General features: G+C 46.5%; 1 protein-coding gene and 1 pseudogene. Both read right to left on the bottom strand.

Going from position 1 to position 503, the window contains the following annotated elements; genetic code table 11:
- Positions 1 to 16 precede the first annotated feature (16 nt).
- On the bottom strand, positions 17 to 289 hold the full coding sequence (locus ACYVRH_RS14450; RefSeq protein WP_461257064.1) for a hypothetical protein: 273 nt from the start codon (positions 287 to 289) through the stop codon (positions 17 to 19).
- Positions 279 to 503 (bottom strand): annotated as a pseudogene (locus ACYVRH_RS14445) (SARP family transcriptional regulator); the annotation flags it as partial. The pseudogene ACYVRH_RS14445 and the gene ACYVRH_RS14450, both read right to left, overlap by 11 nt.

The raw sequence follows: 503 nt of genomic DNA, 5'->3' as shown, positions 1-503 counted from the left end.
GGCGGGGGTTTTAATACTATACTAGAGTTGCGGGGCTGTCTTTGTAAGCCACATGAAGATAGGCGATGTATGAATGGGCGTTTTCTAACGTGGGGAATATGCGTGATTGTTTTAACGCTGAATTTTCAAATAACGGTAATGGCGTTAAAGCCGATTTAGTCGTAAAAATTGAAGTGCTTGCCAACTGCGGCTTACCGTGAATAAGATTATATTCAGCATATGCCCGATAATGAATTGAACCGCGCCCCCGGCGCGAGCCGGGGGAACTGCGGCGGTTTTTATGCCGCATTTATAACTACCTCCTTTTCTTCCGCCGGCTGTTGGTTAAAACCGCATACGGCGCATTTTGTTTTGTCCTTACATTCTGGACAAACAACCGATGATGAAAAAGCCGATGATAATTCATTGATGATGATGTCAATGGCTTTTGGCATGGACACGTTAAGCGCCCAAGCGAGGCGGCGGACTGTTACGCACGCCATTTCTGAAAACTGCGGCGAATA

The organism is Treponema sp. R80B11-R83G3 (genome assembly GCF_054786115.1).
The sequence above is the reverse complement of the archived record's forward strand: the minus strand, read 5'-3'. Positions and strand labels throughout refer to the sequence as shown.

Excerpts from the sequence above, each read along its gene's own strand:
- ACYVRH_RS14450 (WP_461257064.1), bottom strand. The coding sequence starts at position 289 with ATGCGGCATAAAAACCGCCGCAGTTCCCCCGGCTCGCGCCGGGGGCGC.